The 17,962-nt window shown below is 62.4% G+C and carries 16 protein-coding genes; 6 read left to right on the forward strand and 10 right to left on the reverse strand.

The features are described from left to right. Positions 1–25: 25 nt before the first annotated feature. The 3 genes from KVP10_RS09200 (at position 26) to KVP10_RS09210 (ending at position 3,785) form a co-directional block, all read left to right on the forward strand. Positions 26–1,330, forward strand: coding sequence for a replication-associated recombination protein A (locus tag KVP10_RS09200; RefSeq protein ID WP_217964253.1), 1,305 nt, complete (start codon positions 26–28; stop codon positions 1,328–1,330). A 115-nt stretch (positions 1,331–1,445) separates the two neighbouring features. Continuing rightward, a complete protein-coding gene (serS, locus tag KVP10_RS09205; protein WP_217964254.1) occupies positions 1,446–2,804 on the forward strand; it encodes a serine--tRNA ligase in 1,359 nt (452 codons plus the stop codon). Positions 2,805–2,879: 75 nt separating this feature from the next. After that, the gene (locus KVP10_RS09210) at positions 2,880–3,785 is read left to right on the forward strand and encodes a tetratricopeptide repeat protein (RefSeq protein ID WP_217964255.1); all 906 of its coding nucleotides are present in this window, start codon (positions 2,880–2,882) and stop codon (positions 3,783–3,785) included. A 161-nt stretch (positions 3,786–3,946) separates the two neighbouring features. Here the strand turns inward: KVP10_RS09210 and KVP10_RS09215 are convergent, their stop codons facing one another. Continuing rightward, positions 3,947–4,255 carry a hypothetical protein gene (locus KVP10_RS09215; RefSeq protein WP_217964256.1) on the reverse strand — a complete coding sequence of 103 codons (309 nt, stop codon included), beginning with the start codon at positions 4,253–4,255 and terminating at the stop codon, positions 3,947–3,949. A 325-nt stretch (positions 4,256–4,580) separates the two neighbouring features. On the opposite strand from KVP10_RS09215, the gene KVP10_RS09220 reads away from it, so the two are divergent. Further along, positions 4,581–5,420 carry a transporter substrate-binding domain-containing protein gene (locus KVP10_RS09220; RefSeq protein ID WP_217964257.1) on the forward strand — a complete coding sequence of 280 codons (840 nt, stop codon included), beginning with the start codon at positions 4,581–4,583 and terminating at the stop codon, positions 5,418–5,420. Positions 5,421–5,451: 31 nt separating this feature from the next. Here the strand turns inward: KVP10_RS09220 and KVP10_RS09225 are convergent, their stop codons facing one another. After that, positions 5,452–6,171, reverse strand: a complete 720-nt coding sequence (locus tag KVP10_RS09225; protein ID WP_217964258.1) for an aspartate/glutamate racemase family protein — start codon at positions 6,169–6,171, stop codon at positions 5,452–5,454. Between the two features lie 73 nt (positions 6,172–6,244). Next, positions 6,245–7,516, reverse strand: coding sequence for a D-amino acid dehydrogenase (locus tag KVP10_RS09230; protein ID WP_246600502.1), 1,272 nt, complete (start codon positions 7,514–7,516; stop codon positions 6,245–6,247). 330 nt (positions 7,517–7,846) lie between these two features. On the opposite strand from KVP10_RS09230, the gene KVP10_RS09235 reads away from it, so the two are divergent. Both KVP10_RS09235 and KVP10_RS09240 read left to right on the forward strand, forming a co-directional pair. Continuing rightward, entirely contained in the window at positions 7,847–8,515 is a 669-nt protein-coding gene (locus KVP10_RS09235) for an amino acid ABC transporter permease (RefSeq protein WP_217964260.1), read from the forward strand. A 163-nt stretch (positions 8,516–8,678) separates the two neighbouring features. Continuing rightward, on the forward strand, positions 8,679–9,464 hold the full coding sequence (locus KVP10_RS09240; protein ID WP_281421968.1) for an amino acid ABC transporter ATP-binding protein: 786 nt from the start codon (positions 8,679–8,681) through the stop codon (positions 9,462–9,464). Between the two features lie 44 nt (positions 9,465–9,508). On the opposite strand, the gene KVP10_RS09245 is transcribed toward KVP10_RS09240, so the two are convergent. The 7 genes from KVP10_RS09245 to KVP10_RS09275 form a co-directional block, all read right to left on the reverse strand. Continuing rightward, entirely contained in the window at positions 9,509–11,599 is a 2,091-nt protein-coding gene (locus tag KVP10_RS09245; RefSeq protein ID WP_343218712.1) for a polysaccharide biosynthesis protein, read from the reverse strand. Between the two features lie 210 nt (positions 11,600–11,809). After that, a complete protein-coding gene (locus tag KVP10_RS09250; protein WP_217964262.1) occupies positions 11,810–13,006 on the reverse strand; it encodes a DegT/DnrJ/EryC1/StrS family aminotransferase in 1,197 nt (398 codons plus the stop codon). A 62-nt stretch (positions 13,007–13,068) separates the two neighbouring features. Continuing rightward, positions 13,069–13,692, reverse strand: coding sequence for an acetyltransferase (locus KVP10_RS09255; RefSeq protein ID WP_217964263.1), 624 nt, complete (start codon positions 13,690–13,692; stop codon positions 13,069–13,071). Next, entirely contained in the window at positions 13,689–14,282 is a 594-nt protein-coding gene (locus KVP10_RS09260; RefSeq protein ID WP_217964264.1) for a sugar transferase, read from the reverse strand. The genes KVP10_RS09255 and KVP10_RS09260 overlap by 4 nt, the downstream gene beginning before the upstream one ends. Beyond that, positions 14,279–15,436: a glycosyltransferase family 4 protein gene (locus KVP10_RS09265; protein WP_217964265.1), complete on the reverse strand. Its 1,158-nt coding sequence runs from the start codon at positions 15,434–15,436 to the stop codon at positions 14,279–14,281. The genes KVP10_RS09260 and KVP10_RS09265 overlap by 4 nt, the downstream gene beginning before the upstream one ends. Positions 15,437–15,622: 186 nt before the next feature. Then, positions 15,623–16,708: a glycosyltransferase family 4 protein gene (locus tag KVP10_RS09270; protein WP_217964266.1), complete on the reverse strand. Its 1,086-nt coding sequence runs from the start codon at positions 16,706–16,708 to the stop codon at positions 15,623–15,625. Between the two features lie 7 nt (positions 16,709–16,715). Next, positions 16,716–17,948: a glycosyltransferase family 4 protein gene (locus KVP10_RS09275; RefSeq protein ID WP_217964267.1), complete on the reverse strand. Its 1,233-nt coding sequence runs from the start codon at positions 17,946–17,948 to the stop codon at positions 16,716–16,718. Between the last annotated feature and the right edge of the window lie 14 nt (positions 17,949–17,962).

The following is a 17,962-nucleotide window of genomic DNA, read 5'->3' on the forward strand; positions in this document are numbered from 1 at the left end:
TACAGGAACAGAACCCACAGCAATCATGTCCGATCTGTTCAAAGTCGAACCCGCCGCGCCCCTGGCCGAAGCCTTGCGCCCGCGCACGCTGGACGAAGTCATAGGGCAGTCGCACCTGCTGGGCCCCGGCAAGCCGCTGCGCCTGGCCTTCGAGTCCGGCAAGCCCCATTCCATGATCCTCTGGGGCCCGCCCGGCGTGGGCAAGACGACCCTGGCGCGGCTCACCGCCCATGCCTTCGACTGCGAGTTCATCGCGCTATCCGCGGTGTTCTCGGGCGTCAAGGATATCCGCGCGGCCATGGAACAGGCCGAGCGCAATCTGGCCATGGGCAAGCGCACCATCCTGTTCGTCGACGAGATCCATCGCTTCAACAAATCGCAGCAAGACGCGTTGCTGCCGTATGCCGAATCGGGCCTGGTGACCTTGATCGGCGCTACCACCGAGAACCCGTCGTTCGAGGTCAATTCCGCGCTGCTGTCGCGGTCCCAGGTCTACGTGCTGCAGCCGCTGGGCGACGACGACCTGCGCAAGCTGCTCGACCGCGCCCGGGCCACCGAGCTGGCGCAGCTCGATTTCGACGAGGCGGCGGTCGATACCCTGGTCGGCTACGCCGACGGCGATGCCCGGCGCTTCCTGAATCTGCTGGAGCAGACCGGCACGGCGGCCGGCGCCTCCGGCACCACGCATATCACCGCCGAATTCGTCCAGAACGCGCTGACCCTGAATGCCCGCCGTTTCGACAAAGGCGGCGACAATTTCTACGACCAGATCTCGGCCCTGCATAAGTCGGTGCGCGGCTCCAACCCCGATGCGGCCCTGTACTGGCTGACCCGCATGCTCGACGGCGGCGCCGACCCGCGCTACTTGTCGCGGCGCATCGTGCGCATGGCATGGGAAGACATCGGCCTGGCCGACCCGCGTGCCATGCAACTGGCCAACGACGCGGCCAGCACCTACGAGCGCCTGGGTTCGCCCGAAGGCGAGCTGGCCCTGGCGCAGGCCGTCATCTACATGGCAGTCGCCGCCAAGAGCAATGCCGGCTACATGGCCTACAACCAGGCCCGCGCCTTCGTGCGCAAGGACAAATCGCGCGATGTGCCCGTACACCTGCGCAACGCGCCCACCAAGCTCATGAAGGAACTGGGCTACGGCCACGAATACCGCTACGCCCACGACGAGCCCAACGCCTATGCCGCCGGCGAAACCTACCTGCCCGACGGCATGCCCGAACCGGGCTGGTACCAGCCCGTGCCGCGCGGGCTGGAAATCAAGATCGCCGAGAAGCTGGCCTTCTTGCGCAAGCTGGATGAAGAGGCGGGGAAGGAATAGCCCCTCTGTATAATTCCATCGATTCCCGAACCCGCGGGCGCCGCGGGCATATCCATGCCTGGCCCGCGCCGGCTCGCGTGGAATTTCGAACTTATCACACTGCTGGACTCATCCGATGCTAGACCCCAACCAACTGCGCAAAGACCTGCCCACTGTGGTCGAACGACTCGCCCTGCGCGGGCTCGAATTCGATACCGAGCGCTTCAACCGCCTGGAAGCGCGCCGCAAGGCGGTGCAGGTCGAGACCGAGACGCTGCAGGCGCGCCGCAACGCCGTGTCCAAGCTCATCGGCCAGCTCAAGTCCAAGGGTGAAGACGCCAGCAAAGAACTGGCCGAATCGCAGGCTATTCCGGCAAGGCTGCGCGAACTGGAATCGGAGCTTGCCGAAGTGCAGGCCGAGCTCAATGACTGGCTCATGACGCTGCCCAACCTGCCGCACGCCAGCGTGCCGGCGGGCAAGTCCAGCGACGACAACGTCGAGGTGCGCCGCTGGATTCCGCCGGGCATCGAGGTGGACGGGCAGGGCAACCCCAGCCCCTTCCCCTTCGAGACCCGCGATCATGTGACGCTGGGCGAGCCGCTGGGGCTGGATTTCGAAACCGCGCGCAAGCTGTCGGGCGCGCGTTTCATGATGCTGCGCGGCGGTATGGCCCGCATGCATCGGGCGCTGGCCCAGTTCATGCTGGACCTGCAGACCGGCGAGCATGGCTACACCGAATGCTATACGCCGTACATCGTCAATGGCTCGACCCTGTTCGGCACGGGCCAGTTGCCCAAGTTCAAGGACGACATGTTCTGGGTCACCAAGGGCGGCCAGGACCAGGATCCCGAGCGCGACGAGCAGGGCAATGTGGTGGCCAGCGAAGACCTGTACCTGATTTCCACTTCCGAGATCACGCTGGCCGGCTCGGTGCGCGACACCATCGTGCCGCTGCAGGATCTGCCGCTGCGCCTGACCGCGCATACCCCGTGTTTCCGGTCCGAGGCCGGCAGCGGCGGGCGCGACGTGCGCGGCATGATACGCCAGCACCAGTTCGACAAGGTCGAAATGGTGCAGATCGTGCATCCCGACACGTCCTACGATGTGCTGGAGCAAATGGTCGGCCACGCCGAGGCCGTGCTGCAGAAGCTGCGCGTGCCGTACCGGGTAGTGCTGCTGTGCAGCGGCGACATGGGCTTCGGCTCGGCCAAGACCTACGACCTGGAAGTCTGGCTGCCGGCACAGAATACCTGGCGGGAAATCTCGTCGGTGTCCAACTGCGAAGCCTTCCAGGCGCGCCGCATGCAGGCCCGCTACCGTCCCGAGAAAGGCAAGCCCGAATACCTGCACACCCTGAATGGCTCCGGCCTGGCCGTGGGCCGCGCCCTGGTCGCCGTGCTGGAAAACTACCAGCGCGCCGACGGCAGCGTCGGCGTGCCCGAGGTGCTGCAGCCCTATATGGGCGGGGTGGAATCTTTGCAGCTCGGCCTGTAGCGGCGGGATTTTGCCGGCGGAGCTTGAACTTTCCGCCGGCGCTGCCATCTTAGGGTCATAGCTAGGAGCTACCCTATGACAGCAAAAAACCTGGCTCGCGTCCTGTTGGCGGCGTTGAGTCTTAGCCTGGGCATGATGGCTCGGGCTGCCGGCGACCCTACGGTCGACCAGGTATACCAGGCCGCGCACAGCGGGCATTACGAGCAGGCGCAATCCATGATGCGCCAGGTGCTGCGCGACCACCCGAACAGCGCCAAGGCGCACTTCGTCGAAGCGGAATTGCTTGCCGGCCATGGCGACCTGGCCTCCGCGCGCGCCGAGCTGGGCAGGGCGCGCGGCCTGAACGCCGGCCTGTCCTTTGCCAAGCCCGAGGCAGTCCGTTCACTGGAGAGCCGCCTGGCGGCGACCGCAAGCACGCGTGCGCGTAGCGCCTCGCCCACCTGGATGTGGCTGCTCGGTGTGCTGGCCCTGATTGCCGTCTGGGTGGGCGTGCGCTCCTCGCTGCGGCGGCGCGCCTGGGGCCCGGGCGATCCGGGCATGACGGCAGGCGGGCCGGCCTCAGGCCCCGTCGGGCCGGGAGGCCCCATGGGGCCGAGGCCGGGGCAGGGTGTTTATGGCGCTGGCTATGGCCAGGGCATGCCTGGAGCCTCCGGCGGAATGGGTTCCGGCATCCTGGGCGGCCTGGCTACCGGGGCAGCCATGGGCGCAGGTTTTGCCGCTGGCGAGGCGCTGATCGATCGTGCCCTGGGCAATCATCAGGGGGCGATCGCTGCCGGCGCCATTGCCCCAACGCCTGTCGCAGGCAGCACGACCGGCCCCTCGGCTCCCGCCTATGACATGGGTGGCGACGACTTCGGCCTGCAAGACCCTGGCTCCTGGGACACGGCATCCGATGCATCCGCGGGCGCCGATGACTGGGGCGCCGACTCGGGCGGCGACGCTTGGGACAGCGTGGGCGACGATTCCAACGATTGGACCTGATAGCCGGCCAGGCCCGGCCGGCCAGGACGAAAAAAGGCCCCGCTCGCCAGCGGGGCCATATGCAGGTAGAGAAGGCTTGCGGCCCCTCCGGTGCTACAACGCCCGGCCGCGTTGGCCGGGGGTAAGCGATGTCGCGTCGGCGATGCGCCCGCTATGCCTGCTTAGCGGTGCCAGCCGCGGTGGTAATGATGGCCATGATACCCGCGGTAGCCGCGGTATTCCACCACCGGCCTGTAGTAGGGGTAGGGGCGCGGCGCCACGATGACCGGCGCGGGCACGACCACCGGGGCCGGGGCGTATACCACCGGCGGAGGCGGAGGCGCTACATAGACCGGGGGCGGCGCATATACCGGGGCGCCTATGACGACGCCCGGAATCCCGATGGAGACCCCCACGCTTACGTGGGCCATGGCTGCACTTGAACCGGCCAGGGCCAGAGCGGCCACACCCGTCAGTATCAGTCGTTTCATATCAGCACCTGCTGTGTTTGATTCGGTACCCCTATTGTCAAGCAAATTGTGCTCGCCAGGTGTGGGCTGATTTCGGAAAGAGCTTCAATTCGCTACACGAGTGGCGTTTTGGCCACGTTGACTACATATTTCCTTACATTCACTGATTACAGCAGCGAAACAAGTTGGCGAAATCATGCGAAAAGCCTCGCGCAAGGCGCTTTCGGCCTTTCGGATGGCGCGAGAGTGTTGTGCAGAGGAAACATGCGCCGGGCCAGGCATATAATCTGCATTCCGTCCGCGGCTCGCGGCCCGGCGGCATAAAACGGCACAGGAGGCGATCGAAATGGCATCACGTAGGCAGTTTGTGGCGGGTCTGGGGGTGGCAGGTCTGGGCGCCATATTGCCCGCCGCGGCGTCGCTGGCGCAGGGTTCCGAATCCACCATGGCGCGCATCAAGCGCACCAAGACCCTGCGTACGGGTGTGATCGCTGGCGCAGCGCCGTATTTCCAGAAATCGGTGGCCACCGGCAAGTGGCTGGGCTTCGGGCCTGCGTTCGGCCAGCAGCTCGCGCAGTCGCTGGGCGTGCAACTGCAGTTGGTGGAAACCACTTGGGGCAATGCCGTGCTGGATCTGCAGGCCAACAAGATCGATTGCATGTTCGGCATGGCGCCCACCGAGCAGCGCAAGAAAATGGTGGGCTTTTCCGCGCCGCTGTTTCACAACACTTTTACTATCGTGGCCCGCAAGGGTTTCGACCCCAAGACCTGGGCCGAGATCGACAACCCCAAGGTCACGGTGTCGGTAGACGTGGGTTCCAACCAGGACACCTTCGCCACTCAGACCCTGAAGCAAGCCACAATCAAGCGCTTCGATACATCGGGAGACGCCACGATGGCGCTGCAGACCGGGCGGGTCGATGCCCAGGTGCTGGTGGCGCTGCTGTCTGTGACCGTGCTGGCCCGTGCGCCGGGCTTGGGACACCTGGTGATCCCGACTCCCGTCGAAGGTGCGCCTGTGTGCGTGGGTGTCCAGAAAGAGCCCGACACCGCCTTTTTGCATTACCTGGACGGCTGGCTCACCAAAATGCACGAAAGCGGCGAGACCCGCAAGGTGATCCTGCAGAACATGGAAAGCCTGGTAGGCATCAAGGCCAGCGATTTTCCGAAAGCGGTCACGCTGTAGGGCCGGCGCCCGGCTCGAGCCGGGCGGCGTGTCAGCCCGCGGGCTCGATCGCCCGCCGCATCCACAAATCGGCGAGATCCACCAGATCGAATACCGGCAGTTTGCAGCGTCGGCGGATTTCCGCGGCATAGGGACGCATATTGGTGCATTCCAGCACCAGTGCGCCGACGGCCGGATATTCCCGCAGCAGTTGCTGCGCGGCCTGAACGATCTCCTTACCGATCTGTACGAAGTCGCCCGCCGGCAAGTCGCCCAGGATGACCCGGGCGAATTCGCCGTCTTCGCATACGCCGGCGATCGGCGTATCGGCCGCGGCGCCTGCGCCGGCCAGATGCTCGGGCGACAGCGAGCGCTTCGTCGCGGTCACCACGCCCGCCTTGCGCCCCGTGGGCAGCATGGCCTGCAGCATCGGCACCCATAGCAGCGCCGAAGTGGCGACGGGGATCGATACCGCATCGGCAATGCTGCGCTGGTGCAGCGCCAGGAAGCCGCAACTGGAAACGATGGCTGCGCAGCCTTGCGCCTGCAGCTCGCGGGCGCCTTGCCGGAAGGCTTCCACGAGACCGCGGGCCCTGTCGCGCACCACGCGCTCGGTCGAGGCCTGTGCGATGCTCTTGAAGATTACCGGATAAGAAAACGTGGCCGGATTGCCGATATCCCCCGGCGGCCGCGGAAAACGCGTGTCCAGCATCAGGATGCCCAGCGGCGCATTACGCGAGCCGGCAGCCGAGGCGGCGCGTTCGATGGGCATGCCTGCTGGCTCGTGGGCTGCGGGGCCGGCCTCGGAGGGTTCAGCCCGCAAGGGTTCCGGCGCGTCCCGCTCTTTATCCGGCATAGCGTTCGAGCGTCAGCCCCGACAGATCGATCTCGGGCTGCTGTCCCGTCGCCAGGTCGGCCACCACACGCCCCGAACCCATGGACATGGCCCAACCCGTCGAGCCGTGCCCGAGGTTGATGTACAGCCCCGGCACCGGCGTTGCGCCCATCAGGGGCGGGCCGTCCGGCGTCATGGGGCGCAACCCCACCCAATAGCGTGCCGTTTCGGGCTGTACTGCACCCGGGAACCAGTCTTGCAGCACCTTCATCAGGGTGCGGGTGGCCTTGTCGCGGATAGTCAGCGCGCTGTCGCCGAGCTCGGCGGTGCCGGCCACGCGGATGTTCGGGCCCATGCGGGTGATGCTGGTCTTGAGCGCCTCGTCCATGACGGCGCCTCGCAGCGCTTTGTCCGGGTCGGTGACGGCGATGGTCGCCGAGTAGCCCTTTACCGGATATATCGGCACATCCACGCCCAGCGGCGCCAGCAGGTCGCGGCTTTCGATGCCTGCGGCCACGATGATCGTATCGGCCTTCAGGAGCTCGGTGGAGGGCAGCGCCGCATCGCTGATGCGCACGCCTTCCACCCCCGAACGCGAACCCGCCAGCGACCGTACCCGGGTATTGAAGCGGAAGCGCACGCCGTTTTCTTCGCATACCGTGCGCAACTGCTGTGCGAACACTGCGCAGTCGCCCGATTCATCGTCCGGCAGATACAGGCCCGAAGCGGGACGCAGCGCAGCCCCTTTCAGGGCGGGCTCGATTTCCGCGCACCCCTCGGCATCCAGCAGCCGATGCGTGATGCCTGCCTCGGCCAGGATCTGCATGGCCGGCCGCGCCATTTCTTCGTCGAATGCCGTGCGGAACAATTGCAGGTAGCCCTGGCTGCGCCAATATTCGAAGGCGTGTTCGCTGCGGAACTCCGTCAGGCACGCCTTGCTGTAGTAGGCAATGCGCTGCATGCGTTCTTTGTTGACGCGGTAGCGCGGCAGCTCGCATTCGCGCAGCCAGCGCGACACCCAGCGCCATTGGCGCGTGTCCGCCACAGGCCGATAGATTACCGGCGATTCGCTGCGGAACAGGTACTTCAGGATCTTGGTCGGCATGCCCGGCGCGGCCCAGGGCGTTACATAGCCGGGGGCGATCACCCCGGCGTTGCCGAGGCTGGTGGCGCGGGCCACGTCCGGCTCGCGGTCGATGACGGTGACTTCCGCGCCGTGCCGGCGCAGATGATAGGCGGTGCAGACACCGATGATGCCGCCTCCGACGATGATGACTTGCATGGGATCCCCGGAAAGAAGGCAGGGGCGGCCCCGCGCTCCGTGCCTTGCCTGTTGCTGTTCGTGATGTGCGGCTCGTGCGCCGTGCAATTGCGATGCATCGCATTGTAGTCCGGCCCGCTTGGCCGCCGGCCGCCGCACGGCCGCATCCCCTTGGCGAGGGCCGCCTGATCCCGCCGATGCTGCGTCTGCGGGCAATTACCGAGACGCGGCGCGGCCTGCGGCGGGCGTCAGGGCGCTACAAACCGGTAAAATCAACGGATTTACGCGCCAGCGCGAGAACAACAGACAGGCCTGCCGCGCCCGACGGCGCGGCGGCCGACAGGAGGGTGTGTGTATCACTGGAATTTCGGGGCGCTGTGGGACTATCGCTACCTGCTGCTCAGCGGCCTGTTCTACACCCTGGCATTCACCGTGGCCTGCGTAGTGCTCGGGCTGGTAGTGGGGCTGGCCGCGGGCCTGGGCCGCTTGTCGCGCAGTGTGTTGATTTCGGGGCCGATGCGCGCCTATGTAGAGGTGTTCCGCTGCACGCCGGTGCTGGTGCAACTGATCTGGTTCTATTACGCGCTGCCCATACTCACCGGCATCCAGATCTCGCCGGCCGTGGCCTCGGTGCTGGCGCTGTCGCTATATGGCGGCGCCTTCTATGCCGAGATTTTCCGCGCCGGCGTGATGTCGATCGATATCGGCCAGTCCGAGGCCGGCATGGCCATAGGCATGACCCGCCGCCAGATCATGCGGCGCGTAGTACTGCCGCAGGCCTTCAAGCGCATGATCCCGCCTTTGATGAGCCAGTCCATCATGCAGTTGAAAAATACCTCGCTGTTGTCGGTGCTGGCCATTCCCGATCTGCTGTATCAGGGCCAGACTGCGGCGCACGACCTGTACCGCCCGCTGGAATGCTATACCATCGTCGCCATCTGCTACTTCATCGTGCTGTTTCCGGCGACCCTGTTCTCCAAGCGCCTGGAAGACAAGCTGGCGCGGCAGGACGCGGGTTGACGCGGCCGCGGCGACTGAAAGACGGCAAAGGCATGCAAAGTATGAAGAGCCCGGACTATGCTGCAGGCAAGGCAGGCAAGGCAGGCAAGGCAGGCAAGGCAGGCAAGGCAGACGCGCGGACCATGGCCGCGCCGCTAGCTACGGGCGCCACCAGAGGCAAGGTATGAACACTCCAAGCGCAGCAACCATGATCGAGGTGCGCAACCTGCGCAAGCAGTTCGGCTCGAACGTTGTCCTGAAGGACATTTCCCTTACGGTGGAAAAGGGCAGCGTGGTGGCCATGATAGGTCCCTCGGGCTCGGGCAAGTCCACGCTGCTGCGGTGCCTGAATCTGCTTACCATTCCCGATGGCGGCCATATCCGCGTGGGCGATCACGCCGTCACCTTCGACGGCACCGCGGCCTGCTTGCCGGGCGACCGCAAACTGGCCGAGTACCGCGCCAACACCGGCATGGTGTTCCAGCACTTCAACCTGTTTCCGCACATGACCGCGGTGCAAAACGTGATGGAAGGCCTGGTCACGGTACGGCGCCAGCCCAAGCCTCAGGCGCGTGAAAAAGCGCTGGAACTCCTGGCTCGTGTCGGCCTGGCGGCGCACGCCGAACAGTACCCCAATAAATTATCCGGCGGCCAGAAGCAGCGCGTGGCTATTGCACGAGCCCTGGCCATGCAGCCCCAAGTCATGCTGTTCGACGAAGCCACTTCGGCGCTCGATCCCGAACTGGTGGGCGAAGTGCTCAACGTCATGAAAGCCCTGGCCGACGAAGGCATGACCATGATGCTGGTCACCCACGAAATCGCCTTTGCCCGCGAAGTGGCCGACCAGGTGATATTCATGCGCGACGGCGTAGTGGTGGAAAGCGGGCCGCCTGCTCAAGTGATAGAAAGCCCGCACGAGGCCGCGACTCGGTCCTTCTTGGCGCGCTTCAATCCGGCGCTGGCAGGATAGGGGGCCGGGGGCGTCCCGTTTTTGTGCCTGGGCTCCGGCAGCCCTTAGGACGCGTTCCGTTCCGCCGCGGCAGGCGGCACGATGAGGCGGGCGGCGACTTTGCCCGGGGCTAGCCGGCGCCGGGTCCAGTCGACGATTTTTTCGTCCGGAGTGTAGCCGTCCACAGCTTGCAGGAAGAGTTCCCGGATACGTTCGTAGTCGTGGCGGCCCATGGCGGCATACAGCTCGTCCAGTATTGCTTTCAGTTCTTCCCAACCGATAGAGCGCTCGTTGGCGCGCATGATCATGCAGTGCTGGGTAGGTTCGACGTTGTCGCCGATCAGCAATTCTTCGTACAGTTTTTCGCCCGGCCGCAAGCCCGTATAGGTGATGGCGATGTCGCCGGCGGGTGTGGTCTTGCTGCGCAGCGACAGGCCCGAGAGAAAGATCATTTTCTGGGCCAACTGGGCGATTTTCACCGGCTCGCCCATGTCCAGCACGAATACGTCGCCGCCCAGGCCCATCGAGCCGGCCTGGATCACCAATTGCGCGGCCTCCGGTATGGTCATGAAATAGCGCGTGATTTCGGGGTGTGTGACCGTAATCGGCCCGCCTTTGCGGATCTGCTCGTAGAACAGCGGGATCACCGAGCCCGAAGACCCCAAGACATTGCCGAAGCGCACCATGGTAAAGCGCGTGCGGTTTTGCGCAGGCTGCGGCAAGGTGTCGCGGTACAGCACCGGCGCTTGTTCGGCCGCCAATGCCTGCAGCACCAGCTCGGCCAGGCGCTTGGTGCCTCCCATGACGTTGGTGGGCCGCACCGCCTTGTCGGTGGAGATAAGCACGAAGTTGCGCACGCCGGCGCGCAGCGCGGCCTGGGCCGCCTTGAGGGTGCCGTAGAGATTGTTGCGCAGTCCCTCGGCGATGTTTTGCTCTACCATGGGCACGTGCTTGTAGGCGGCGGCGTGGTAGATGGTGTCCACTTTCCAACTGGACATCACGGCATACAGCAGGGTGGTGCTGCGCACCGAACCCAGTATGGGCACTACTTGCGGCGCTACGGCCAGGGTGCGCGCCAAGGCTTTCAATTCGGCTTCGATGGTGTACAGGTTGAATTCGGCATGCTCGAACAGAATCAGCGTGCGCGCCCCGTTATGCATGATCTGCCGGCACAATTCCGAGCCTATGGAGCCGCCCGCTCCGGTCACCATCACGACCTGGCCGCGTATGCACTTGCCCAGCAGGTCGCCATCGGGCTGCACCACATCGCGGCCCAGCAGATCGTCGATACTGATATCGCGCACATTCTTGACCGTCACCTTGCCGGTGGCCAGGTCGGCAATGCCGGGGATCGTGCGTACGGGCAGCGACAGAGCCCGAAACTGCTCGACGATTTCATTGCGACGCAGCCGCGTCGCCGACGGGATCGCCAGCAGTACTTCCTGCGCCCGGGTTTCGAGCAGCAGCGTAGGCAGGTCGTTGGGCGCATAGATCTTCAGCCCGCCCACGTAGCGGTTGGCCAGGCTGGCCTCATCGTCGATGAAGGCCACTGCCCGCATCTCGCGGCTGCTTTGCAGCGCCATCAGCAACTGATTGCCGGACGCGCCGGCGCCGTAGATCGCTACGCGCTTGCGCTCGTCGCCCTTGGCCGCGTCGGGCGTGCTGCCCGGGAACACCAGCGCCCGCAGGCCGAACGGCAGGTTGCTGAAATAATGCCGCATCGACAGCCGCAAGCCGCCCACGAGCAAGGTGCCTACCATCCAGTACAGCACGGGAATGGAGCGCGGCACCAGCGCCTGAGGCTGGCCATGCAGGTAAATGAATACGGCCAGCAGCACCGAAGCCGCCGCCATGGCTCGCACGATGGCCATGATGGCTTGCAGGCCGGCGTAGCGCAGCACCGCGCGGTACAGTCCGAAGCGTACGAACATGGGGATCGTCAGCACGGGAGCCAGCACGAACAGCCAGGCATGGCCGCTGAACGGTTCGATTAAAGCGAGATTGTCCAGGCGCAGGAAAAAAGCCAGCCACAAGGTCACCCAGACCAGCAGCACGTCTGCAGTCACCTGTAGCGCACGCTTCTTGCGGCGCGACAGGCTCAGCAAATATAGACGCAGGCTAGGCCGATGCGCGAGGGCTTCCTTTATTTCTCTCACTGATTTGTGCTCTTGGAGTATCGAATCTTGCGCAATGCCGTCGAATGGTAGCATTCGAATGTTACGTAACCGTGCTTATGCGGAGCATGAATATTCACTAATTGTGTCTATAAATATCTGTGGCAATGCGGTGGATTTAAAAGTTTGAATGAATAATTAATATATCGCTGCATTTTGGGACGGCGATCTCAGTGTCATGCATATCGTTATTCAGGCGGAAGCGGGGGCGGCAGCGGTAGTTGCTTGCGACATGACTTGCTCCAGGGCCGCGCAAGTCTGCTCTATGTGCGCTTCGTCCAGGGTGGGATGCACCAGGAACATGAGCGAGGTTTCGCCCAACTCCCGGGCTACCGGCAGGCGTTGCGCCGGGCGCCAGCCCGTGCCCTCGAAGGCTTTTTCCAGATAGACCTCCGAGCACGAGCCCGAATAGCAGGGCACGCCCAGAGCATTGATCTCGGCGGCAATGCGATCGCGATTCCAGCCTGGCGCCAGCGCGTCGGGCTCTACGAAGGCATAGCATTTGTATGCGGCGTGCTCGATATCCGCAGGCAAGGCGGGCACTCGCAGGCCGCACAGCGTGCGGGCGGTATCCCAGATGCGCTGCGCATGGCGCTGCCGTATGGCCTTCCATTGAGGCATGCGTCGCAATTGAATACGCCCTATGACAGCCTGCGCTTCCAGCATGCGCCAGTTGCTGCCGAAGCCTTCGTGCAGCCAGCGGAACCCGGGCGGGTGGGGACGTTCGTATACGGCTTCCCAGTTTTTTCCGTGATCCTTGACAGCCCACATCTTGAGCCACAGGCCGCGGTCGCGCGTCGTTACCATGCCGCCTTCGCCGCCGGTGCTCATGATCTTGTCCTGGCAGAAAGACCAGGCCCCGATGTGTCCGATGGAGCCTACCGGGCGCCCTTTGTAGCGAGCCCCGTGCGCCTGGGCGCAATCTTCGATGACGAACAGGCGATGCCGCGCCGCAAGTTCCATGATCGGATCCATATCGCAGGGCCAGCCCGACAAATGCACGCAGATGACCGCCCGGGTGCGAGGCGTCAGCACTGCCTCTATCGTCGCCGCGGTGATGTTTTGCGAGTCGCGGTCGATCTCGGCGAACACCGGCACGGCCCCCGCATTGACGATGCATGAGGCCGAGGCCATGAAGGTGCGGGGCGTTACTACCACTTCATCGCCGGGCCCTATGTCCAGCGCCTTCAGTGCGGCGTCCAGGGCCAGGGTGCCATTGGCCAATGCCACGGCGTGCTCGCATCCGGCCCACGCTGCAAATTCCTTTTCGAATTCGCGGCATTCTTGTCCGGTCCAGTAGTTGACCTTGTTCGAGAGGATGACGTCGCGCACGGCGTTGGCTTCTTCCGTCGTAAAGGAAGGCCAGGTAGGGAAGGGGGTATTGAGCATGATGGACTTCGATTGAAAACAGTGTTGTGGCTAAAGATATCTTCCGCGCGGCGGAAGGCGGGTCACGAAGACAGTGGACGCGCGGGTACGCCTGCGACAGTGAGGTCGTCAGGCACGTCGGCGACCACCGCTGCGCCGGCTCCCACGGTGACTCGCGATCCGATCGTGGTCATATGGCGGACGCAGGCCCCTGCACCGATCCAGCTTTCTTGCCCGACCGTGACCGATCCGCTCAGATGTGCGCCGGGACTGACGTGGACGAAGTCGCCCAGCGCACAATCGTGGTCTATGGTGCAGGCGGTATTCAATATGACGCCGTCGCCGATTTTTGCGCCGATATTCACTATGGCGCCGGCGAACAGGACGCAGCCGACGCCTAGCGTAGCGTGGCGGCTGACTATGGCAGCGGGGTGAACAATCGTCACCATTTCCGATCCCGCCGCCTGCAAGCTGCGCTGCTTGCTGGCACGCACGCGGTTGTTGCCGATGGCTACGACTACTCCGTCATAGTCGGGCAGGCGCGACAGCAAAGCTGCGGTATTCCCCCGCACCTGCCAGGGCCCGTTGCCTTGTATATCGGGCCAGGCATCGTCGTAGAATTCGACCAGATCCCAGCCGCTGCATTCGGCGGCATCCGCCACGACACGGCCATGCCCGCTGGCGCCGACGATGGCAAGCCGCTTCATGGCCGGTTGCCCCTGAATTTGGTCGTAGTGGCTTCGCCTTCGGCATTGATGCCGTCGCGTACCAGGACTTTCTTGATGGTCATGAAAATGATCTTGATATCGAGCCAGAGGCTGTGGTGGTCTACGTACCAGACATCCAGTTCGAATTTCTCTTCCCAGGTGATTGCATTACGGCCGTTTACCTGGGCCCAGCCGGTGATCCCCGGCCGGACTTGATGGCGGCGCGCTTGCCGCGCGTCATAATGCGGAAGGTATTCCATCAACAGAGGACGTGGGCCCACGAGGCTCATATCGCCTTTGAAGACGTTCCATAATTCGGGCAGTTCATCCATGCTGGTGGAGCGAAGGAGGCGGCCAAATGGGGTCAGCCTTTCTGCGTCCGGAAGTGGGCGGCCTTGCGCATCTGCTGCGTTGCGCATGGTGCGAAACTTGATCATCCGAAAAGGGCGCCCATTCCGCCCTGGGCGAATCTGGCGAAACAGCACGGGCTTGCCCAGTTTGAAATACGCAATACCGGCTACCAGCATCAGAATCGGACTGAGCAGGACCAGTGCGATGCTTGAAACGATTACATCAAATATGCGTTTCATTGCAGCCCGGCATCGCGGTCCATGATGCCCATTTCGCCCAGCATGGCCGCATTTACCTTGTGCACGTCGTACTTGCTCTCGGCAATTTCGCGAGAGCGGCGGCCCATTGTTTCAATAAGCCCCGGATCGTCGATGAACTTGGTCATGGCTTCGGCCAATTCGTCCACTGCTTTTGGGGGAACCAGAAAGCCATTCTCGCCATCCACTACTGTCTCGCGGCAGCCGGGCGCATCGGTCGTGATGATGGGCCGGCCCATGGCCATGGCTTCGAGTACGGTGCGGGGAGTGCCTTCCCGGTAAGATGGCAATACGTAGACGCTGCAGGCTGCGATCGCCGGGCGTACATCCTGCAGCCGACCGATATAGTTGATCGATCCCGAAGCGATCCACTGCTCCAGTTCGGCGGGACGGATTGCATTGGGGTTTTCGTCGATCCAGCCCACGATATTGAAAGTAATACCCGGGAATTTCTTCCTGATGGCGCCTGCCGCCAGCACATATTCCCGTACCCCTTTGTCGCCCAGCAGCCGCGCAATAAGGAGAAAAACCGGCCGTGGGGGAAACGGCGCGGGGCTGAATGCGGATATATCCACGCCCGAACCATTCACGACGACGGCTCGCTTGCCAGAACGCAAGATTCCATATGACCTGAATAATGCCGCATCGTCGGGATTTTGAAAGAAGATGCCGTCGGCAAAACCAAGCGCCAAGCTGTACAAGCCGCGTATGCCCTGGCGTAGCAGCCTGCTCGGCAGGCCAGGCTCGTCTTCGTCCTGGAAGGTATACCCCAGGCCAGTAATCAACGCGTAGCGATTGGGTATGCGAGCCAGGAATGCGGCAATCAGCCCATATACGACGGGCTTGATCGTATAGCCCAGGGTATAGTCGGGCCGGATCCGCCGCATCAAGCGCCAGAGCAGGTACAAGGTATTCAGGTCGCGTACGGGATTCAGGCCGGTGCGTTGCAGCGCCACGGAATGGACCACGACGCCTTTCTCTTCCAGTTGCTTCCTTACGAGGCCGGCCTCTTCGATATCGGGTGCGGCAACGTGTACCTCCAGGCCTTGTCCGCGCAAATCATCGATTAAAGCTCCGCGGAATCTCGTCAATGAGTCGGCGAAGCTCGATATCAAGAGGAATCTACCGGCTGCCATCTGCCGGCCCGAATTGAATCATTGGGCTTCTCTTGAACGAAGCGCGCCTTGCTTGGGGGGAAATTCTTTGTGGGTGGTAGCCGGCTTGGCCGGATAGGGATTCTCGGATTAGCGGGAAATAGCCTGAAGTCATGAAATATCGAAATGCGTGCGAGCGATAGCTGGCGCTGTTTTTTGGCGGGATGATCAGCTTGCCATTGCCCGGTGGTACAGAGAGAGATATGCCTGTGCGGCATTTTCAATAGAAAAGAGATGCGCATTGCGCAGGGCGTTTTCGGAGTAGCCGAGGAGTTGGTCTCTGTTCGAGACCAGACGGGTGATTGCATGGGCCATGGCTGTCGCGTCCTGGCTTTCCACGACTATGCCGTTTTGGCAAAGACGAATCAGTTCTGCGCAACCCCCCACGTCGGTCACAATGCAAGGCAGTCCGGACGCAGTAGCCTCGATCAATGAAATCGGCAGGCCTTCCCATGCGGAACTCATGATGAACAAATCCGACTCGGCCAGCAGCTTTGGAATATCGCCCCGGTTCCCCAGGAACTGGACGGATTCCTCCAGATTCTGGTCGCGGGCATAGTTGAAGACCTCGTCCATATGAGTTCCGTATCCTTCGCCCGCTATCCTGAATAAGATTCTGCTTCTAGTGTCTTCCCCCAGCAGGGTGATTGCCTTCAAAAGCAGCAGGTAGTTTTTCGCAGGATCGATGCGGCCCACAGAAATGCACTGGACGACATCCCGAGGCAGTCCCTTGTCTTGCCGGCGGAATTTCTCAAGGTCCACGCCGTTGAAAATCGTGGTTATTTCCTTGTTCGTGTAGTTTTTCAGGTTGTCGGAGCAGATTCTGGATATGCCCACATAGTGGTCGAGAATCCTGTCGAAAACAGGAAAAACGAGCTTGTTGGCGTGGACTTTTACGCTGTGCTGGGTGAATATCCGTGGGATACGCAATAAGGCGCCGAACACGACACCGAATATCAGGTGGGTATGGTAGATGTCGATCTTGCGACTTTTCGCAAAGCGCCAGATCTTCCATATTCCCAGCCAAGGCATTCTCCTGGCCTTGTGTCCGATGAAAAAGTACGAAACCCCCGCGCCATCGAGTTCCTGCAAGAAGAGCCTTTCAAATTCCTGGCTGCGTCCGTAATCCGAGGCGTGCCAGCAAAACCCGATAAAGACCTTGTGCCCCATGGCTTGCTGCGCTTTCGCGAGGTCTTTGATATATATCTCTGCCCCACCCGCCGCGGGAGCCGAAATAACATGCAATATATTCATGGCGGGGCTAGCCGGCATGCTGTTCGAAGCTGTCTACTATGCCTATCGCCATGCCTCTAAGCCTGGAGAGCTGGTGCTCTCTGGTCAGTTCGACGGGGATCGCACCCAAGGTCCACCTTCCCGAAATATAGTCTTTGATGAACTCGGAAATCCGGCTCGGTGATCGTGACGCTATCCCCAGTTCGTATTTCGAAATGAGCCCGGCAAGCTCGCTGTCTTCGTCGCAAATGGCTATTATCGGTTTTCTCGCGGCGATGTATTCGTAGAATTTTCCGGTAAGAACGCCTTTTTCGAATTTTCCAGAACCCAGGGCCAATATCAGGAAGTTGCTTCTTTCTTGTATCTGTTGAATCGCGTCGTGGCTTACCCTGGCGTGGCTTGTGATCTCCAGGGTGGGGTACTTGTCTATATAGCCTGCTACGACATTTTGTTCCGATCCGTAAAAATCGATCGAGCAGTTCAGGCCCAGGTGCGCCAAGGCGTCGAAGACAGGGGTAGGGTCTCGATAGCCCGAATAAAGGCCGCCCGAGTAGGTGAACAACAGTTTTCCCGTCATGGGGGCTTGGTCTTGGCCGGCGCTCGTGGGGGTCAATTTGTCGGCGCCATTGCGTATGACAAAGACCCGCTTTGACGCGTTCGGGCCAATCTGGCCTTCCAGCGCCTCCTTCATCATGTCGCCGATTACCGTGCATGCGTCGGCATCGCGCAATATCTTTCTTTCGAAAGCCCTGTCCAGATATCTGAGCAGCCGGGGAGACTTTCTGTATGGGCTGAGCGCCCAAAGATCCCGGTTGTCGGCAATCCAGGGAACGCACAGCTTCTTCGCTACTTGCCGGGCTGCCACATGGGTCGAAAACGGCAAGGCGCTGGATATTATCAAATCAATCCGGCTGTCGCGAGCCGATGCAAGGCCGCGCGCCTTGGTTTTTATTTCCCGAGCGGCCAGGAAAAAAGGGTCCGGATAGATCGCCAGCCGCAAGATGCCTTTCATGGCTTTGGTGAAGGGAGATCTTGCGGCCCGGGACGGCTCCAGATATTTTGTTATCCATGGCAGCGAATAGCGCAGGACTTCGATGCCCGACAGGTCGGATTCGAGATTCTGGTCAAAATTGGATTCGCCCGTGCAAATAACGGTAACTCGATCTCCCTGGTCCGCAAAGTGCCTGGCAATCTGGTAGGGGCGTATGGCGCCGATGATGTTTGTCGGAGGAAACCAATGGCTGATAAGGACTACGTGCATGTATGGGTTCGGTG

The sequence above is a fragment of the Candidimonas humi genome (assembly GCF_019166065.1).
Classification (GTDB): Bacteria; Pseudomonadota; Gammaproteobacteria; order Burkholderiales; family Burkholderiaceae_B; genus Candidimonas; species Candidimonas humi.